The sequence below is a fragment of the Rhizobium favelukesii genome (assembly GCF_000577275.2).
GTDB classification, from domain to species: domain Bacteria; phylum Pseudomonadota; class Alphaproteobacteria; order Rhizobiales; family Rhizobiaceae; genus Rhizobium; species Rhizobium favelukesii.
Genome location: NZ_HG916852.1, coordinates 3402034 through 3418173 on the forward strand (window position 1 = coordinate 3402034; position 16140 = coordinate 3418173).

Genomic DNA, 16140 nt, shown 5'->3' on the forward strand with positions numbered 1-16140 from the left:
TGCAAACGACATGTGTGATCAAGCAAAGCTATGGTCCGGCTGCATTAAGTCAATTCGCACAAATGGCTGTGGGGCCTGAACCGCCCGCGATGCGCGACATTAGGCCGCAGCGCGGAGGAAGTTTCGGAGCCCGGCGAACAGTTCGACCGACTTCAATCTCGCCTCGATATCGTGGATCGGCATGGAGATGATGACTTCGTCCGCTTCCGTCTCGGCCAGGAAATCGGTCAGCTTTGCCTCCGCCGTCTTCTGCGAACCGACGACGGCATAGCGCAGGGTATGCTCCACCGTCAGTTTCTCCATCGGCGACCAGAAGCTCTCCATATCCTCGACAGGACGCGGAAACTGGCCGCGGACGTTGCGGCGCAGATTGACGAACTGCTGCTGGGCGGAGGTGAAAAGATACTGCGCCTCCTCGTCCGTCGCGGCGACAGAACCCATGACGCCGACCATGACATAGGGCTTGTCGAGCACGGCAGATGGCTTGAAGCGGCTGCGATAGATGTCGATGGCATCAAGTAGCGAGTCCGGTGCGAAATGCGAGGCGAACGCATAGGGCAACCCCAGCATCGCGGCGAGTTGCGCACTATAGAGACTGGAGCCCAGCAGCCAGATCGGCACGTTGGAATTCATGCCTGGAACAGCGAGGATCGCCTGATTCTCAATCGGCGCGCCGAGCAACTGCTGTAGCTCGACGACGTCGTTCGGAAAGCTCTGCGCCCCGGCGTCGAGATTGCGTCGCAGAGCCTGTGCGGTGCGCATATCGGTGCCGGGCGCACGTCCAAGGCCGAGATCGACTCGGCCCGGAAACAGAGCCTCAAGCGTTCCGAATTGCTCTGCAATGACCAGCGGCGAATGGTTCGGCAGCATGATACCGCCGGAGCCGATACGGATGCGCTTCGTCGCCGCGCCGACATGGCTGATCACCACGGCCGTCGCCGCACTGGCGATGCCCGGCATGCCATGATGTTCGGCAAGCCAAAAGCGGTTGTACCCGAACGCTTCGGCCGTCTGCGCCATGCGCGCGGAGCCCTCGAGCGACTGGCGGATCGTCCCGCCTTCTGAAACAGGAGAGAGATCGAGGATGGAGAAGGGAACCATGGCGATGCCTGTCGATAGTTGGAAGGACAGGTCTATGTAGGTGTGCACTGCGCCCATTCCAAACGAGCTGAAAAGGAAAAAGGGGCGGTCTCCCGGCCCCCTCGTTCATCTCCCGAGCGCGTATTCAAGCCCGACGTCTCAGGACGTGCACCTCGGCACTCTGATGCCCCTGGGTCAGCGTGAAGTTCGCCAGCTGTCGGTCCATCTCCACAGCTTCGGTGGCGAGCCGGTGGATCGCTGCAGTGGTCTCCTCGACCATTGCAGCGTTCTGCTGCGTCATCGCATCCAGCTCGGACACTGCCGTGTTTATCTGCCGCAACGTGTCGGCCTCTTCGCGCGTCGTTTCCATGATCTCGCTGATCTGGCCGTTGATCGCCTCGACGTGGCTGCCGATCCCCATCAGCGCGTCGCCGGCACGCTCGACGAGAGATACGCCCATTTCCACCTCGCGCGTCGACTTCTGCAGCAGGCTCGCGATCTCCTTGGCAGCGCTCGACGAACGCTGCGCCAGTTCGCGCACTTCCATGGCAACGACAGCAAAGCCCTTGCCGGATTCGCCGGCACGCGCTGCCTCGACGCCGGCATTGAGAGCCAAAAGGTTGGTCTGGAAGGCAATCGCGTCGATAACGGCGATGATCGAGTTGATCTGGCGCGACGAGGCCTGGATCGCCTCCATAGCGGCAATCGTCTCGCGCATGATCTGGCTGGAGCCGGTCGTCTCCCGCTTGGCATCGCGGGCGATGCGCTCTGCCTGTTCGGCACGCTCGATCTGAACGCGGACCGACTGGGTGATCGCATCGATTGCGTTTGCAGTCTCGGTGATCGAGGCGGCCTGACGCTCGGTGCGGCCCGCCAGTTCGTCGGCGCCCGTGCGCATTTCCTCCGAACCCGAGCGCACGGCCATGGAATTGCCGCCGATCGCCGTCATCGTTTCGCTAAGGGCAGCCAGCGCTTCGTTGAAATTGATGCGCAGGCTTTCGAGCTCGTTCGGGAAGCGGGTCTCGATCTGATAGGCAAGATCGCCATTGGCAAGGTGATGCAGGCCCTGGTCGACCGCTTGAACGACCTCCTGCAATGTCCGGGCTTCCGTCTCGCGCTCGGCCATGTGCTGCTGGCGATCCCGCTCCGCGCGGGCCCGGGTTTCGTTGCTGGCGGCTTCCAGTTCACGGCTTTCAACCAGCGACTGCTTGAACCTTGCCAGTGCCTTCGCCATCGTGCCGATCTCGTCGCCGCGGTTCTGGCTGCCGATCTCGACCGCGAGGTTGCCGTCGGCGACATCGCGGGTGACGCCGGCAAGGCGGGCAAGCGGCGAGAAGAGCCGCTTGGTGATCACCCAGGTCGCCACGGCCATGACGACGAGAACACCGAAAGCAATCATCGTCAGCAGCGTCGCGATTTCGAGAGAGCCGGCGTTGAGTTCGCTGAGCCGCACGCTTTCCACCACGAGGAAGCGGGAACCCTGATAATCGATGCCGCGGACATAGGCCCGCGCCAAGCCATCGGCACGATCGAAGTCGTCGACCGTCATGCCGTTTGCCAAAAGCGCGTCCTTGGCGAATGTGAAAGGCGCGGTATCGAGCGTGACGAGCTGGCCGCTGGCGTTCACGCCGATAGCTGCGCCGCCATCCGAGATGATCGCCGCCTGTGCTGTGCTGCCGGCGACAATTCCCTTGGCGAGAATGCTGGTGATGATGTCCTCACGCACCTTAAAGAGCATGACACCCTTGGCGGCACCAAGCTTGACGATCGGCACGGCGTAGAAGATTGCCGACTTGCCGCTCGCCGCGTCGACGCGAAGACCGGAAAAGCCCGTCGGCGCGGAATCGTCTGTCGCCTTGGCCGTGTTCTCGATGGCCTTGGCGAAGGCGAGACCGGCGCCGGTCGACTTCCATGCGTCGGTCTTCAGATTTTCAGCGAAATCGTCGTTCTTTCGGTAGGAGTAGAGAACGTTGCCATCGAGATCGGCAATCAGCAGGTCGCTGAAGGCGGTGTTCTCGAGATCACGGGCCACCTCGGCCTGCGTCGTCTCATGGTTGGAATAGTAGAAGCCGCTTGGCGCCTCCGGCTTCATCAGCTTCTCGCGGTGGTCGGCCGGGTTCGGATTGTTGGTGATGAACACCTTCTTCAATTCGGCCCGAGCATCGCCCGAAGTCTTCTCGATGGTCTTCCAGCCGCTTTTCAGGCTTGTGATCGACATTTGCAGCGCTTCGATGCGCGCAATCGAGTTCGCCTGGTTTTCCAGCTGCTCAAGCTGATCCTGCAGCATCTCGCCGCGGAAGATCAGGACGCTTTCCTTTGCCTTGAGGGCCTGTTCGCCGGAAATGCGGCTGCTGGCGAAGTAAGCGAGGACGTTGATGACCGCGATCGACAGTGCGGTCAGCAGAATGAAGGTGGCGATGACCTTGAAGGACAGGGATTGAAATCTCTGAACCATGAACGATGAACCCTTCCGGAACGGCCCTTACCGGCAGGACGCGGAAACGCCCTGCCGACTGACCTGAAAACAGAGCACGGGAGCCTTGCCTTCTCAGGAAGGGAGCTCCTCTGACATTTTATGGATCAAAACTCGGCTACGGAGCTTAAATTGCCGTAAACGGCCGCCCTCAAAAACAAGCAATGTTTTTGTTTTGTTCACTTATCGATGGCAGTTATTTCACGAGTGCAATAGGGTGAAGCATGCAAAATACGATTCGCATCATCGGCGTTGATCCGGGCCTGCGCCGCACCGGTTGGGGAATTATCGACACGCTCGGCAACTCCCTGCGCTTCGTCGCTTCCGGGACTGTCACCTCGGACGGCGACGTGGACCTCGCCTCGCGCCTTTGCCAACTGCACGACGGCCTGGCGGACGTCGTGCATAGCTACAAGCCGGATGAGGCTGCAGTCGAACAAACCTTCGTCAACAAGGATGCCGTGGCGACACTGAAACTCGGCCAGGCCCGCGGTATTGCCATGCTGGTGCCTGCCCGTGCCGGATTGCCGGTCGCAGAATACGCTCCAAACGCCGTCAAGAAGGCCGTGATCGGCGTTGGCCACGGCGAGAAGAAACAGATCCACATGATGCTGAAGATCCTGATGCCGAAGGTCGAGTTCAAGGGCGACGACGCCGCCGACGCGCTCGCGATCGCCATCTGCCACGCCCACAACCGCGGCAGCAGTCGCATTCGGCAGGCAGCGCTTGCAGGATAACCTGTTCTTGACTTGTTCTCATTGCATGATAAGTAATACCGGAGAGGTATTACCATTGCGCGTGACTGAAAAAGGCCAGGTGACTATCCCAAAGGACATCCGCGACCGATTGAACATCGGCCCTGGATCGGAAGTGGATTTCATTGCCGACGACAAGGGCGCCAGGCTGGTTGTCGTCGCCGACGGCAGATCAGTATCCGAGGCCGACTTCGAAACCTGGCTGAAAAGCGTTTCGGGGACGTTCGACACCGGTGGCATGACTGCGGACGAGTATATCGAATGGCTTAGGGGACCGCGCGATGACCTCGGTCCTCGTTGACACCAACGTCTTCATCGACGTGTTCGGTCCGGAGACACGTTTCAAGGAATGGTCTTCCGAGATGATCCTGCGGCTCAGGCCGCAGGCACGGTTCATCCTGACACCGATCGTCTGGGCCGAATTGGCGAGCATGGCGCCAAGCGAAGACGAACTGATGTTCATGCTGGCGCGTCTCAATCTGGTCCGCGAGGCCTTGCCATTTTCCGCGGCCTACCATGCTGGAATGGCCCATTTCGCCTATCGCCGAGCTGGTGGCCTGCGCGAGCGAACCCTGCCGGACTTCCTGATCGGGGCGCACGCATCGGTGCGTTCGCACCGCCTGCTGACACGCGATGCCGAGCGCTATCGCGCCTACTTCCCCTCGCTCGACATCATCTCCCCTGAAACCCATTCCTGACGGACTTCCATTTATGATCGGCAAGCTCAAAGGCACCATCGATGAAATCGGCGACGATTATGTGCTCGTCGACGTCCACGGCATCTGCTACGTCGCCTTCTGCTCGGCCCGCACCCTGTCGCGGCTCGGCTCTGTTGGCGAGGCCTGCGTGCTTTTCATCGAAACCTACGTTCGTGAAGACCAGCTGAAGCTCTTCGGCTTCATGACTGCCCTGGAGCGGGAGTGGTTCAACCTCCTGCAAAGCGTTCAGGGCGTCGGTGCGAAGGTGGCGCTCGCCGTGCTTTCAACGCTGCCGCCGAGCGAACTTGCGACCGCCATCGCGCTGCAGGATCGCACGGCCGTCTCGCGTGCCCAGGGTGTTGGCCCCAAGGTTGCCGTGCGCATCGTCACCGAACTCAAGAACAAGGCGCCGGCCTTCGCGGGAGAAGCCTCCGGCACCATCGGCCTCAAACAGGAGCTCGGCGAAGGTGTTGCCGCGGCTCCCGTTGCCGATGCGGTATCCGCGCTGACAAATCTCGGCTATTCGCGTGATCAGGCTGCCAATGCCGTTGCGGCAGCAATGAAGACCGCCGGTGAAGGCGCCGATAGCGCCAGGCTGATCCGGCTCGGGTTGAAGGAATTGGCTCGCTGATCCATCTGCCCGGGCGGGTGCCAAAGCCGCCCGCTTGGTGTATTGGTCGCGAGCGTTTGAAGATTGGGAAAATGCCAGCATGAGTGAAGCCGCGCGCCTGATATCCTCGCAAAAGCGAGGCGAAGACCTGGATGTGACGCTGCGGCCGCAATCGCTTGACGAGTTCACTGGCCAGGCGGAGGCGCGCGCGAACCTGAAGGTCTTCATCGAGGCTGCGAAGAACCGTGGCGAAGCACTCGACCACGTGCTTTTCGTCGGCCCACCCGGGCTCGGCAAGACGACGCTCGCGCAGATCATGGCGAAGGAACTTGGCGTCAATTTCCGCTCGACCTCCGGCCCGGTGATCGCCAAGGCAGGCGATCTTGCGGCCCTCCTGACCAATCTCGAAGAGCGTGACGTGCTCTTCATCGACGAAATCCACCGGCTCAACCCGGCTGTCGAAGAAATTCTCTATCCCGCAATGGAGGATTTTCAGCTCGACCTTATCATCGGCGAGGGCCCCGCAGCACGCTCGGTCAAGATCGACCTGTCGAAGTTCACCCTCGTTGCCGCGACAACGCGCCTTGGCCTGCTGACCACGCCGCTGCGTGACCGCTTTGGCATTCCCGTCCGTCTGAGCTTCTACACCGTCGAGGAACTGGAGCTGATCGTTCGTCGTGGCGCACGCCTGATGAACCTTCCCATGACCGACGAGGGCGCGCGCGAAATTGCCCGGCGAGCCCGCGGCACGCCACGCATTGCCGGTCGCCTGCTGCGCCGGGTGCGCGATTTTGCTGAAGTGGCCAAGGCCGAGGCTGTCACCCGCGAGATCGCCGACGAGGCGCTGACACGGCTCCTCGTCGACAATATGGGCCTCGATCAGCTCGACAAGCGTTATCTCAACATGATCGCGGTCAATTTCGGCGGCGGCCCCGTCGGTATCGAAACCATCGCCGCAGGCCTTTCCGAGCCGCGCGATGCGATCGAGGACATCATCGAGCCCTATATGATACAGCAGGGTTTCATCCAGCGTACTCCACGCGGCCGCGTCCTGACCGCGACGGCCTGGAAGCATCTCGGCATGCAGCCTCCCAAGGATCTCGAGGCCGCACAGTTTCGGTTGTTCCAGGAAGACGACTGAGGCTTGCGGAGCTATTCGGGTGGCGCCGTCAAGAATGGGAGTTATCTGATGCCGACGTTCGACCCGTGCAGGACCGCCCGCAAGCTCGCCTACAACAACGCGCTCGCAAACCACCGGCTGCATGACGCCTGCCGCCGCTTGATGCCCGGGGAGTTCGAGGCTGTTCGAGCAAGTTTCTTTCCGTCGATCAAGGCAACGCTCAACCACAGTCTGACGGTCGATTGGTTTTACGTTGATGCGCTGGAAGGCGGCACGTTGGGGCCGTCGGCCTGGGACATCGAGGAGCCGTTCGACGACATCGCAACGCTTGCGACCGAACAGGCCAAAGTCGATCGCCGGCTGGTCGCACTCTGCGAAGCGGCGACCCCGGAAAAGCTGGCGTCGGTGACCGAGATCCATCGCACCGAACGCATCCAGCGCGAGCGGATGGAAGACGTTTTGAACCATCTGTTCCAGCACCAGACACATCACCGCGGTCAGGTTCACGCGATGTTGGCGGGAACGAGCGTGCGCCCGCCACAGCTCGACGAATTCATCGTCGCAGACGACAGTCGCTTTCGGAGCGGCGATATCGCCGCCCTCGGCTGGAGTGAAGACGACTTGATGCGCTAGAACGTTAAGGCGCGCGACGCGCCCTAGTCCTGCAGTCGCGTCTTCAGCCCGTCGATGATCGTCTTGGTCAAGAGGTCATAGTTCTCATCGAAGTGGTGGTCGCCGGCAAGAGCGATCACATCGACACCGCTGTCCTTGAGGTCAGGACAAGCCACCTCGTCGTCATCTTCCTTGCCGTAGATGCACTGGACGATCTTCGGATCGAGCTTCTTCAGGTCATCAACCGGGTCGCCACCGGCACCTTCCGTCTTCTGGCCGAGCCAGCCCATGACTGAGATCTGGTAATCGACCTCGTGCGAGAGGGACAGCAGCGACATCTGCGTGACAGCTGTCTTGGCGGCTGGCTTCAGTCGCGAATAGGCGGCAGGCACGACGTCGGCGCCGAAGGAATAGCCGATGAGCAGAACGTGCTTCACCTTCCACTGCTTTCGATAAAGCTCGATAATCTTGCCGAGATCGTCGGCCGTTTGCTGCGGCTCCCGTTGCGACCAGAAATAATGAAGCGAGTCGACGCCGACCACAGGGATGCCCTGCTTCTGAAGCGAGGCACCAACCTCCTTGTCGATGTCGCGCCAGCCGCCGTCACCGGAAAAGATGACCGCCATCGTGTCGAAGGCCGGCTTGGCATCCAGAATGGTGAGCGGCAGGCCGAGCGGATTGTCGGCACTGCCGGAAGCGTCGATCAGGTCCGAGAGCGTTTCGCCGAGCGTCGTCTGTGCATTGTCCGCGGAGTCGCGGATCTCGATGTCGGAATGCTGCTTCTTGAGCTCCTCGACGTGGGCGCGCCCGTCCTTGCTTGCTGAGGCCGTGAACGACGCGATGATCGGGTCCGGCAGCGATGTATCGCTCAGCCCATAGATCATGCGATCGCCGACCGTCTGCTTCTTGGCCGGCGTGCAGAGCTCCTTGGTAAGCGGGATGCCCGCAACCGGATCGATCGCCAGCGTCTGGCCGATGGTCGCATCCGGGGTCTGTGCAGCAATCGCCAGTGCCAGCGCGCCGCCCTCGCCGACGCCGGCAACGATCGGTAGATGGTATGCGCTGTTGCCCGCTGCGCGCTGGACCTGCTGGCTCAGCGATTCGATATCGGACACCATATAGATGCAGCCGTCATTCTGGCTGACGTCGTCGTTTCTGAGCGCATCCATATAGGACGCGAAGTCGATGCCGATGACGACGGTCCCTTGTTCGACAAGCCGGTCGGCCTCCGCCTTCTCGTTGTCGCCCCAGCCGGCGCCATCCGATATCAGCACGACGGCCCCTTTGACGTCACCGTCGGGAAGGAAGATGTGTGGTGAAGGAATTAGTCCGGTTTCGAAGCTCTGCGTCGTCTCGGTCGCCGCCATTGCCGCCGGAACGAACAGTGACAGGGCGCAGACGGCTGCAAGAAGGTGTCTTTTCATCATTTCCTCACTACCCCTCTCAATCCGCCGCCGATCAGGAATGTTGCGTCCATCAGAGCGATCATCGGATTGCCTCCACCCGAAACCGCAAGATACCGCGGATGCCATTGCGGATGAAACTTTGATTTGAAAGCCCTGAGGCCTTTGAAGTTATAAAATCGCTCGCCGTGCTCGAAGACGGTGCTGCCGATACGATCCCATACCGGCGCCATCTCGCGCTTCGACATGCCCGAGAGCGGCGCCATACCGAGATTGAAATGCGAAAACCCTTGGTCGCGCAGGTATTCCATGATCTGGACGAAGAGAAAGTCCATCGACCCCTTCGGCGCATCCGGCGAGAAGCGCATCAGGTCGATGGTCCCCTCATCCTTCGCCACCGTTATCAGGATATTGGCGAAAGCGACAATCTTGCCTTCACGCTTCAGGATGCCAACCGGCTGAGCAACAATATAGTCAGGATCGAACGCACCCAGCGAGAAGCCCTTCTCCTTGGCATTGTGATCCTCGAGCCAGGCATTCGAAACCGCCGCAAGCTCATCCATCGCCGCCGGAACATTTTCAGGCGCGATCACCTCGAATTCAAGGCCGTCACGTTGCGCACGGCTCGCCGTTTGCCGCAGGTTTGCCCACTTGCCACCTTTCATCTCGAACGTTTTCAGATCGGCAACAGCGAGCTCGCCCAGTTTGAATGCGCGCAGCCCCGCATCGGCACAGTGGGAAAGAAGCGCCGGCGAGATCTGGTAGAAGACCGCGCGGCATCCGGCGGCGCGTGCAGACTCCACGAAACGCCAGACCAGCTCCGGAATGGCGCTGCGCTCACCGATCGGATCGAAGAGAGCGATCCATGAGCGTCCCTGCCTTCCGTACATGATGAAGGCATCGCCTTTCTCGGAGAACATGATGCTCTTGTCGCCCATGCGCACCAGATTGGCGTCGGCATAACGCTGTTTCTCGACGATATCGACCGCCCGCTGCAAGGCGTCCGTTGACGCAGGCTCCGGCTTGACCGCCACCGGACGAAGCAGACTGAAAATCGCAATCGCCGAGGAAATGATGGAGATGCCGAGTACGGCGCGCAAACCTCGCGGCGCTTCGCCGGCGAATTCGAACTGCCACCAGAGCTCGCTGGAGTACTCGACGTCGCGGTAGACAAAGAGCAGGATCACGATCGCACCGACGCAGATGACGGCGATGGCCATCAGCCACGAGGCCGTCAGCGTCTGGTTGAGAAGAGACGCATGTCTGCGGAACAAACGGCGGCTGACGAAGAGGCCAAAGATCAGGAAGCCGAGGAAACATGCCTCAACCAGCGCAATCGCCTTCAGGAGAGACAGCGTCAGCGCCGCTGCGGCCGACAGGATCGACACCCACCAGGCACCGTCGAGCTTCTGCCCGAGTCCCCGTGCGGCAACGACCAGTGCCAGTCCGAGCAAGCTCGACAGGAAATGCGCGCCTTCGACGATTGGCAGCGGCAGGTAGTTCGCAAGGAATTCGAGATTCTGGTCCGGCGTTGGCGTCACGCTCGAGAAGACCAGCATGACGCCGAGGAGCAGCGACAGCGTCGAGAGCAACTGCGGCATCAACCGGATGCCGATCCTGCGGATGCCTGACGCAACCGGGTGATCTGCAAACCGGCGAAGCTCGGTCGCCGACACCGCAAGCACGGCGATCAGCAGCGGCAGAACATGGTAGATCAGGCGATAGAGCACCAGCGAGCCAAGCACCGCGTCGATGTTCACAGCACTGCCAAGCGAAGCGATGATAACGGTCTCGAACACGCCGAGACCGGCCGGCACGTGGCTCAAGACACCAAGGCCAACGGCGATCGCATAGACCGCCAGGAACACCGGCCAGCTTATCGCGGCCTGTGGCAGCAAGACATAGAGGACAGTCGCCGAGGCGGCGATGTCGAAGGCGGTGACCAGGAACTGCCGCGACCAGGTGCGTGAATCCGGCAGCCGGATCTCGACCGGACCAAGGTGGATCGCGCGCCCGTCGCGCCCCATGAACATGATGACGCCAAGGCCGGCGATGACTGCACCGGCCAACAGCCGCAGGGTAAGGCTACCGACATTGATCAGAGGCGCAATCTCGTCGGCAATGATCAGGAGCGCGATTGCCGCGACCCCTGCAAGCCCGAGCCCGAATGACAGCGTCACGAACGCAATGACGCGCCCGATCTCCTCAGGCGTCAAACCGAGGCGCGAATAGGCGCGGTACCGGATTGCACCGCCGCTCAATGCCCCGAAACCTGCGGTGTTGCCCACCGCATAGGCGCTGAAGCCGGTTAGCGCCACCTGCGGAAACGGCAGCTTGCGGCCGACATATTCGATGGCGTTCACGTCATAGAAGACAAGGGCGAGGAAGCTCAGGCCCGTAAAGACCAGCGCAAGCACGATTGAGCTGGCCTTTGTATCGGCCAGTGCCCGAACCACGTCGTCGTAACGCACTTCGTTCGTCAGCTGAACGATCGCAAAGCCGACGAGACAGAAGAGCGCGAGCGTCGCCAATGCCGTCAGGAGCGCGCGGTAGCGCCTGAACAATCCACGCATCGAAGATTCGTCGGCGCCTTCGATTTCTTCCAAATTGCCGTGCCCCGCCATCTCGTACCGTCGCCATATCCCAGTTCAGCGGGAATCATCTTCGAGACACGTAACATGGGCGGCCCGTAAGCTCTATGAACGCCTGTCCGACCCTGACCCGCCGCTGTCGCCTGCTTCGTCTCCAATTGGGGCAAATTTGGCGCAGGGCGCGCCCGCGCACATTGCAATTTCGTAACGTTGACGGGGCTGGGGCGGCAATAAGAGAATTGCGCAAGCTCGGCTCGGTCCGACAGTCGAACGTCACACCGCAGGCTCCTCCGAACTTGGCCGTTGCGAAAGGCGGCTTGCGGCGGCCGCGCGCGCGTCGGCCTCATGCCCTTCGCTGGAGACCTGCACCGTCGGCACAGCAAACTCGATGCCGTTCTCCTTAAAGGCGTTGCGGATCATGGCCAACGCATTGCGCCGGATGACGAACTGCTCGCCCGGTTTCGTCATCATTGCAAGGCGGATAACAATCGCGAACTCGCCAAACTGCTCCACGCCTTTCATCTTCAGCGTCTCGATGATGTGCGGACTATAGTCGGGATTGTCCAACAACTGCTGTCCGATCTGCTTGATCACCTTCTTCGCCTTCACCAGATCGGTGTCATAGGTCACGTTCAAGGTGATCTTGTCGATCGTCCAGTCGCGATTGAGGTTCTTGACCGCCCCGAGTTCGCCGAACGGCACCGTCGTCAGCGGTCCCCTATGATGCCTGAGCTTGACGGAGCGCAGGCTGAAGGCCTCGACTACGCCCTTGTGGCTGCCGCTCTCGATGTATTCCCCGACACGGAAGGCATCGTCCCAAAGATAGAACATGCCGCTGATGACATCCTTCACGATGGTTTGCGCGCCAAAGCCAACGGCGACACCGACGACGCCGGCACCTGCGATCAGAGGAGCGATCTGGACTCCGAGACCGGACAACACCATTAGAACCGCGATGACGGCGATGATGACGGCAAGAATGTTGCGAAAGATCGGCAACAGGGTCTGCAGACGCGCCCGCCTTGCCTTCTCCTCGTCCGTGGCGGCGCCATCGACGCGAGCTTCGTCCAGCTTGCCGTTGATGTAGGCACGGGCCAGGTGCCAGAGCAGATCCGCGGCAAGCAGAATGACGATCCCGCCGATCGCACCGCGGGCAATGCGATCGACCATCATCTCCCCCGCTGCCATTCGATCCGCGGCAAGGCCAAGCATGCGGCCGAACCAGAATGCTGCGGCGGTGATGATGAGGGCCCGAACGCCGCGATCGAGCAGCACGGTGGCGATCGTGCGTTTTGCAAGTAGCCCGGCCTCCGCCCGGTGCAGGGAGCGAACCGCCAGCGTGGCAACGGCAAGCGCCCGCGGCAGCAGCACGGCGTAGATACCGATCCACAGCAAAAGGTTGAACCCCGTGACCCAGAGAACCCAGAGCAATCCGAAGTAGATCGTCAGCGCCCAGGACAGCGTGAGGCTACGATGCTCCCCTTCCTCCACCGGACGGGACCAGACAGCCTCGACGGCGATCGCGAACAATCCAAGGCCAAGGATATAGGCGACGAAATAGCGGGCGCCATCGGAGAAGCCGAGCGGGACCATGACCTGGATCGCCGCCCAGCCGAAGGCGAAATAGATGAGGAAGAGGGCGCAGCGGCGGAACCAGAACAAGGCCTTCGCGCGCGAGATCTGACGCTCGCCATCCGCCCGTGGCAGGGTGACAAGTGCAACCAGCAGCCGTCCCGACGCGACGGCGAAGCGGGCGACGATCAGCGCGATCGCAATCGCGATCGCCATGGACCGCGTGATCGGCGGCCAGTTGAAGGCCAGCAGCGGCACCAGCGTGGCCACGGCGAACACGACAGCCGGCACGATGCGATAGAAGAGATTTGCCGTGGCATGGTGCGCGACCGTCATGACCTCGTCGTCACTTTGCCTAATCTGCGGTTTCGGAACGACGATGCGGAACAGCAACTCGACCAACGCTCCGGCCAGAAACAGCATAACGACTTCGGTCGTTATCAGCACCCAACCGCTCGGCGCGACCTCACGCTCGACGATATCGGAAGCGGACGCCACCTCGTCGGGAATCGCCAACGCCGCGTCGGAGACCATCTCGACATGACGGCGCGCTTGGCCGACGAGCTCCGACAATGCCGACACCTCTGCGGTCTCGGCCTGTGTGGATGTCGGCGCGGCTTTCATCTGCGTCGCCATCCACTCTTTCACCTGCGGCGTCTGCATCAGCTCGAGCATCTGCCGCACTTCCGCAGGTGGTTGCGCAGCGGTGGCCGAGGAAGGAGCCGAAGGTGGGTTCGCAGTCTGGGCGATAGCAGCCCCAGCAAGAGCAAGGACGAATGTTATCGATATTAGCAGGTGCAATATGCCACGTGCGCCAATTGCAAGACCCATCATTCATTGTCCCCTGATGCGATCTCTCGACAATATATCGCGCTGTATAAAAGAAAAGCCCGCACAGATGGCGCTGTGCGGGGCTTCAAAATGCAAAGGATAGCAGCCTACCCCTTCGGCTTCTCGACGTGCCCGCCGAAGCCGGCGCGCATCGCCGAGAGCACCTTGTTGGCGAACTCGTCATTGTCACGCGACGAGAAGCGGCCGTGAAGCGCCGCACTCAGGACCGGCGTCGGCACACTTTCATCGATCGCAGCCATGATCGTCCAGCGGCCCTCCCCTGAATCGGAAACGCGACCCGCAAACTTGGTGAGGACGGGATCGGCATGCAGAGCGTCGGCCGTCAGATCGAGGAGCCACGACGTAATGACGCTGCCGCGGCGCCAGACCTCTGCAACATCTGGCAGATTGAAGTCGTAACGATAGTGTTCGGGATGAGCCAATGGCGCGGTTTCCGCATCGACCGCATGCGTCGCCGCACCGATGTTCGCATGCTTCAGGATGTTCAGGCCCTCGGCATAGGCGGCCATCAGGCCATACTCGATGCCATTGTGCACCATCTTGACGAAGTGACCGGCGCCATGCGGACCACAATGAAGGTAACCTTGTTCCGCTGTGCTTTCCGGATGTGCGCTGCGACCCTCCGAAGGAGCGGTGCTTCCTTGCCCTGGCGCCAGAGACGCAAAGATCGGCGACAGCGACTGGACGATGCCCTTCTCGCCGCCGATCATCAGGCAATAGCCGCGTTCGAGGCCAAAGACGCCACCGCTGGTGCCGACGTCGACATAGTGGATGCCCTTGGTGATGAGCTCGGCACCACGCCGGATATCGTCGTGATAATAGGAATTGCCGCCATCGATGATGATGTCGTCGTCGTGCAGCAACGGCAGAAGTTGGGCGATGACCTTGTCCGTGATCGCCGCCGGCAGCATCAGCCAGACGGCGCGCGGGCGCGACAGCTTCGAGACGAACTCCTCGAGAGAGGGGCTACCGACAGCTCCCTTATCGACGAGATCGGCAACGCTCTCCGGCTTGGCGTCGTAGACGACGCATTCATGGCCATCGCGCATCAATCGCTGGACCATGTAGTTGCCCATGCGGCCCAAACCAACCATGCCAAGCTGCATCTCAAGTCTCCTGGAAAATTAAATCGATATGGTTCCGGAAACTAGCACTCGCAATACAGCAAGCAAGAGACGTCTCTGTCACATTTGGATCATGACGCCAAGCATGAGACCGACCCACGGTGGCAGCGAACGGCAGGCAAGAGATCGAGCCTTGTCGATACTGGATCAGTTGAACGAAGATCTTGGAAGGATGAACGATGAGGTCCGCCGCGCGGAGCACACGAAGACTGCAGGCGGGGAAAGCGGGCGGAAAAAGGGAAAGCGCGATCCACGGCAACCGATGGATGTTTACGATCCTGGGTGCCTACAAACGTAGGTGGGCACCGTGTGTCCAGGCCCACGAGCCTGGTCAGGGACAGCTCCCTTTGGATCGAGTATGGCCCCAGGGATTGTGGTTCCTGTCGAGGGGCGCAGACCGCATTCCGATATATAAGGCTGATTTCCGCGGCGCGCCAGAGGGTGCGGGACGCCGCACCTATTTAATTGAGTTCGTTCAATTGAGCTCGGCTGGCGCCCTGCCGTTCAGCTTGTCGGTAATGCCGCGGATACGGCTCGTCACCTCGCCGAGCGCCGCAGCAAGGCTCTCTTCGGTGCGGGCATTCGCCGCCAGCACCGTGTCGCTGGTGTTGCGCAAGGTGCCGAGTTCGGATTCGAGATCCGCGACGCGGCGGTTCAGCTCCGAAATTTCGTCCATCACCATGATGCCTGCCATGACGGTAATTCGAAGGTCACCGATTTCGCCGAACTGACCCTTGAGGTGGCCGACATAGTTGTCGAAGCGCGTCGCGAGATCCGTCAGGTGGTCTTCCTGCCCTTCCTCGCAGGCCATGCGGTAGGCCTTGCCATCGATCGTTACAGTTACCTGCGCCATGTGCTGCGCCTTTCTATCGGTCCAGAACCGCGCGGATTGTCTCCATGGCCGTCACCAGCCGCCGCGAGACCTCGCGATTGACTTCCTCGAGCCGATTCGCGCGGAACTCGGCCTGGTCCAGCTCCTGGGCAAGCTTCGAGCGATCGGCATGAATACGGCGAACCTCGCCTTCGATCTCGCCCTGCTCTCGCTGGTGCTCGATACGCATCTCGACTGCGTTCTCGAGCCCCGAGATTGCTTGCCGCAGCTCGTTGAGTGCTGCTTCCATGATTTTGCCTGTAGGCGTCATGTCTCTTCCGGTTCCCCGCACAAGACCCCGAATCGGCGCCCGAGACCGATCCAGTATTTCCAAAAGGATACGCACCTCGCCAACGGTGCGTCAATAAAGCCGGCACCG

General features: G+C 61.2%; 14 protein-coding genes and 1 other RNA gene. 6 read left to right on the plus strand and 9 right to left on the minus strand.

The genetic code is table 11. The annotated features are described in order from the left end of the window. Nucleotides 1-99: 99 nt before the first annotated feature. Together LPU83_RS55445 and LPU83_RS55450 are read right to left on the minus strand one after the other, a co-directional pair. Complete coding sequence (locus tag LPU83_RS55445) at nucleotides 100-1101, minus strand: LLM class flavin-dependent oxidoreductase (protein ID WP_024315396.1); 1002 nt, start codon at nucleotides 1099-1101, stop codon at nucleotides 100-102. A 124-nt stretch (nucleotides 1102-1225) separates the two neighbouring features. Further along, complete coding sequence (locus LPU83_RS55450; protein WP_024315395.1) at nucleotides 1226-3535, minus strand: methyl-accepting chemotaxis protein; 2310 nt, start codon at nucleotides 3533-3535, stop codon at nucleotides 1226-1228. A 242-nt stretch (nucleotides 3536-3777) separates the two neighbouring features. Here LPU83_RS55450 and ruvC point away from each other — a divergent pair, with 242 nt between their 5' ends. The 6 genes from ruvC (at nucleotide 3778) to LPU83_RS55480 (ending at nucleotide 7369) form a co-directional block, all read left to right on the plus strand. Further along, entirely contained in the window at nucleotides 3778-4290 is a 513-nt protein-coding gene (gene ruvC, locus LPU83_RS55455) for a crossover junction endodeoxyribonuclease RuvC (RefSeq protein ID WP_024315394.1), read from the plus strand. Nucleotides 4291-4345: 55 nt separating this feature from the next. Beyond that, entirely contained in the window at nucleotides 4346-4609 is a 264-nt protein-coding gene (locus LPU83_RS55460) for an AbrB/MazE/SpoVT family DNA-binding domain-containing protein (RefSeq protein WP_024315393.1), read from the plus strand. Then, a complete protein-coding gene (locus LPU83_RS55465; protein ID WP_024315392.1) occupies nucleotides 4590-5006 on the plus strand; it encodes a type II toxin-antitoxin system VapC family toxin in 417 nt (138 codons plus the stop codon). Before LPU83_RS55460 ends, LPU83_RS55465 begins: the two co-directional genes overlap by 20 nt. A 13-nt stretch (nucleotides 5007-5019) precedes the next feature. Continuing rightward, complete coding sequence (gene ruvA / locus LPU83_RS55470; RefSeq protein ID WP_024315391.1) at nucleotides 5020-5637, plus strand: Holliday junction branch migration protein RuvA; 618 nt, start codon at nucleotides 5020-5022, stop codon at nucleotides 5635-5637. Nucleotides 5638-5716: 79 nt separating this feature from the next. Then, entirely contained in the window at nucleotides 5717-6757 is a 1041-nt protein-coding gene (gene ruvB, locus LPU83_RS55475) for a Holliday junction branch migration DNA helicase RuvB (RefSeq protein ID WP_024315390.1), read from the plus strand. A gap of 48 nt (nucleotides 6758-6805) precedes the next feature. After that, a complete protein-coding gene (locus LPU83_RS55480) occupies nucleotides 6806-7369 on the plus strand; it encodes a DinB family protein (protein WP_024315389.1) in 564 nt (187 codons plus the stop codon). 23 nt (nucleotides 7370-7392) lie between these two features. Here LPU83_RS55480 and LPU83_RS55485 read toward each other — a convergent pair whose 3' ends face one another. The 7 genes from LPU83_RS55485 to LPU83_RS55515 form a co-directional block, all read right to left on the minus strand. Further along, the gene (locus LPU83_RS55485) at nucleotides 7393-8775 is read right to left on the minus strand and encodes a virulence factor family protein (RefSeq protein WP_024315388.1); all 1383 of its coding nucleotides are present in this window, start codon (nucleotides 8773-8775) and stop codon (nucleotides 7393-7395) included. Then, on the minus strand, nucleotides 8772-11375 hold the full coding sequence (gene mprF, locus LPU83_RS55490; protein ID WP_024315387.1) for a bifunctional lysylphosphatidylglycerol flippase/synthetase MprF: 2604 nt from the start codon (nucleotides 11373-11375) through the stop codon (nucleotides 8772-8774). The genes LPU83_RS55485 and mprF overlap by 4 nt, the downstream gene beginning before the upstream one ends. A gap of 240 nt (nucleotides 11376-11615) precedes the next feature. Continuing rightward, nucleotides 11616-13745, minus strand: a complete 2130-nt coding sequence (locus LPU83_RS55495) for a mechanosensitive ion channel family protein (RefSeq protein ID WP_024315386.1) — start codon at nucleotides 13743-13745, stop codon at nucleotides 11616-11618. A 107-nt stretch (nucleotides 13746-13852) separates the two neighbouring features. Beyond that, the gene (gene gnd, locus LPU83_RS55500; RefSeq protein ID WP_024315385.1) at nucleotides 13853-14872 is read right to left on the minus strand and encodes a phosphogluconate dehydrogenase (NAD(+)-dependent, decarboxylating); all 1020 of its coding nucleotides are present in this window, start codon (nucleotides 14870-14872) and stop codon (nucleotides 13853-13855) included. A 261-nt stretch (nucleotides 14873-15133) separates the two neighbouring features. Further along, nucleotides 15134-15292: non-coding RNA, 6S RNA (gene ssrS, locus LPU83_RS55505), on the minus strand. Between the two features lie 73 nt (nucleotides 15293-15365). Further along, nucleotides 15366-15743, minus strand: a complete 378-nt coding sequence (locus LPU83_RS55510; protein ID WP_007802567.1) for a cell division protein ZapA — start codon at nucleotides 15741-15743, stop codon at nucleotides 15366-15368. A 13-nt stretch (nucleotides 15744-15756) separates the two neighbouring features. Beyond that, nucleotides 15757-16032: a DUF4164 domain-containing protein gene (locus LPU83_RS55515; protein WP_024315384.1), complete on the minus strand. Its 276-nt coding sequence runs from the start codon at nucleotides 16030-16032 to the stop codon at nucleotides 15757-15759. Nucleotides 16033-16140: the final 108 nt, after the last annotated feature.